Raw genomic sequence first — 2,755 nt, forward strand, 5'->3', positions numbered from 1 at the left:
ACTGTTTCCCACACTGCTTTTTCTGTTTCCCAACTTCCGTAAGTTTTCTCCCCAGTGACATCATTTATGGATACTGTTCGTATGAAGTTTACGGTTTGTGTAGTGCTTGGTGCAATTTCTTTCCCATCACTATCTACATATTTGATTGTTCTGCTAACCGTTTTGTTTTCTGTTGTTTGAGAACTTGTTGCCGAGTAGGTCACTGTTTCTACACTATCTGCACTGTCTGGTGATACAGTTTTTTCTGCAATTTCTGTTTGAGTAGTTGTGTAGTTCTCAAGAACAGGAGTATTTACTGTTTCCCACACCGCTTGTTCTGTTTCCCAACTTCCGTAAGTTTTCTCCCCAGTGACTTTATTGGTCATCATTTTCCGATTGAAGACTACTTTTTGGGTGACAGACGGAGCTAATTCGTCTCCAATTTCGTTCACATACTTGATGATACGAGTTACTTCTTTTGAGTCTACTGATTCTTCTATCTTAGCCCTATAATTTAATTTTACTACTAAATCAGTGTCAGAACTTTTTCCTGTGATTGGTGCGGAATCTTCTAGTGGCCCCACATACTCATAGTTGTCAAACTCCTTAATTCGGGCTGTGTAACCAATTCCCTTAACAACTTTGGATAAAACAAGTTCTTTGGAAACTTCTGGCATTGGTTTTCCATCTAAATAGTATTCTGTGTAAACGGAGCTAAGTCCCTCTGTGGAGATAAGCACTGCTGTACCATTAACGTTGACGCGGTCCCCTTCGCTAGCATTGAAAGTTTCATAGACCGTTTCTCCCTTACGTGTTAAAGTTACATGTAAATCGTTAAATGTTTTTAAGCCATTATATCCATCGTATTGTGCGTTAAGTTTTGGCAGAACACCGAGGATAGTCCATTCATACGAATTGTATTTTGGATCGAGGGTACCATTAACACGGTAAGTAGTTGTTTTAGCATCTACCGATTGTAAAACTAAACGAACACTAGATTTAGTCATTTGCTTGTAAGCTACGCCACCATCTCCTACAGGAACCATTTCTTCAGCTCCACCTTCTAATATATAGGCTGAACCAATGACAGCTGAGTCGTTATCAAAAGGAATAGTGGGACCTTTACTGATGGTTAAGATATCACCATTTTGTAAACCTGTCATACCAGGGACAATATAGACTGAACGATAGCGAGCAGTGACTTCTCCATTTACAGTTGTGATAGTATATCCAGCAGAAATTTTTGTCTGATCTCCAACTTCTAAGTTTCGAACAACCAGTTCTCGAACCGGTACGGTTACGGTTGTTTCCTCTTTTCCATTGATACTAATGGAAGCTGGGATTTCATACGAACGATTTGCAGTCAGTGCTTTTACAGCTTGAGGAGTTGAAGCAGTTGTTTTTAAAGAAATTGGGAGATGGTCAGTAGCATACTTGTCTGCATTATTATTTAAGGTAATGGTTACAATCGTTTTATAGAGACTATCTTCAGGTGCTAATGTTTCAGCTCCTGTCATTTTACTATCTGTAGGAATGTTGCTTTCGACAGTAGATGTTACTGTACCGATTACCTTATTATCATAGATGAGGTCTCCGTCAGAAATGGTGGTATTGACATTTTTGTATTCAATAACTATGGGATCCCCTTGGCTTGAAGGATTAACAATATCGAAATCGAGAGTTGGCTTAGTGCGACTAGCAGCCCCCACTAAACCAGGAATAACCTCGATTTTTGCAGAAACATTCGCAATTTGATTTGTAGTAGAAGATTCTGAAGTGGTATTTGATGAACGTAGCACAGGTTCTGTTCGATCGTTTTTATCTAGTTTATCTGCTTCAAGCGATTCATCGGTTGAAGCAGTGGAGGATTCACCCTCTGAAGTTGCTATTTCTACTGTTTCTACTGTTTCTACTGTTTCTACTGCTGCATTCTCTGTTAATGCAGCCACTTCTGCAGTCGGCAGAATTAGCAAGCTCCCCATCGCTAATAAGAGGGTACAGCCACAACAGAAAAATTTTCCTTTTTTTATCAGTCTCCAATTTTTTTGTTGGCTATTTTTTTTATGGAAAAACATAGGAACAAGTCTCCTTATTATTTTAGATAAATTGAATAACTTTAATTATATATATATATATATAATGTCAACTAAAAACTTCGACGAATCATGACAAACTCTAAGCAGGCTTGTCCTGCTAACCCATGACAGAAAATAATTGTTACTTTATACTAATAAGTGAACAATACAAATCCGTGGTCTTTAATAGGGCTTTGCCTAGCCTGTACGACAAACTAGATGAATAAGAATCATGGGATAACTCGACTACGCCTTGAGCACGAAAACAAAATTACTGTAAGCCACCTATTCGATTATTCAAAAATAGAATAGGTGGCTTTTCACATGGAAGTCATGATTGAAACTTGTTGTGACATTGATGTTCACCAAAAATCCATTGTTTGTTATATCTTAGACGGTCCGCTTGATATCAACAAACCCCAAAAAATTCAGAAGACATTTGGAACAACAACCATCGCTCTTCAGCATGCTTTAGCTTGGTTGGAAGAAAATCATATCACTCATATTTTCTTTGAATCCATAATCTTTTACAACGAGCAAAAAAAGTCCCATAAGACTTATAATGAAATGCGCCTAAACAACTCATTAGAAAGTATCTTATGGAACACATCAATCATACCACATTACTCATCGGAATGAAAGACAAAAATATCACCTTAGATAAAGCCATTCAGCACGATACCCATATCGAAGTCTTCGCT

General features: G+C 37.9%; 2 protein-coding genes. One reads left to right on the forward strand and one right to left on the reverse strand.

Annotation, left to right across the window (positions count from 1 at the left end):
• Positions 1 to 2,054, reverse strand: a 2,054-nt coding sequence (locus GZ996_RS11480; protein WP_338014800.1) for a mucin-binding protein, incomplete at its 3' end; no start/stop codon positions are given.
• Between the two features lie 324 nt (positions 2,055 to 2,378).
• Between GZ996_RS11480 and GZ996_RS11485 the strand changes: the two genes are divergently transcribed.
• Positions 2,379 to 2,693 carry a hypothetical protein gene (locus tag GZ996_RS11485; RefSeq protein ID WP_161981079.1) on the forward strand — a complete coding sequence of 105 codons (315 nt, stop codon included), beginning with the start codon at positions 2,379 to 2,381 and terminating at the stop codon, positions 2,691 to 2,693.
• Positions 2,694 to 2,755 lie beyond the last annotated feature (62 nt).

The sequence above is a fragment of the Streptococcus sp. S784/96/1 genome, from assembly GCF_902729355.1.
In the GTDB taxonomy this organism is placed as follows: domain Bacteria; phylum Bacillota; class Bacilli; order Lactobacillales; family Streptococcaceae; genus Streptococcus; species Streptococcus caledonicus.